Consider the following 407-nt stretch of genomic DNA (forward strand, 5'->3'; position numbering starts at 1 on the left):
GATCCCACTTCATCGACTGCTCGATATTGCCCTGCACCATGGCGACGTTCACCGCTTTATCCGGCTGCGGCGTAAACCAGTGGATCTGGCGCAGCGGCCACGGCAGTAACAGCATGGCGATAGCAATGACCGCCGGGGTGATGCGCCGCTGGTTGAGGGCAAATACCAGCAGGCCGCTGAGGGACATCAGCATCAGCGTGATCGCGTCCACGCCGAGCAATGGCGCAATGCCTTTCAGCGGACCATCGATCTGGGTATAACCAAATTGCAACCAGGGGAAACCGGTCAGCACCCAACCGCGCAGGAACTCGGTCAGTTGCCATAGAGCCGGAGCGGCAATGGCCAGCCGCCACCAAGTGGTCCGTGGCCAGATCCGCGTCAGCAAACCGGCGAATAACCCGGTATAC

1 protein-coding gene is annotated in these 407 nt (G+C 60.7%); it reads right to left on the minus strand.

From position 1 onward, the window contains the following. Nucleotides 1–407: hypothetical protein (locus DUK53_RS17305; protein ID WP_483306211.1), on the minus strand; the 407-nt coding region annotated here is incomplete at both ends.

Source organism: Listeria sp. SHR_NRA_18 (genome assembly GCF_003856515.1).
Taxonomy (GTDB): Bacteria; Bacillota; Bacilli; order Lactobacillales; family Listeriaceae; genus Listeria_A; species Listeria_A newyorkensis.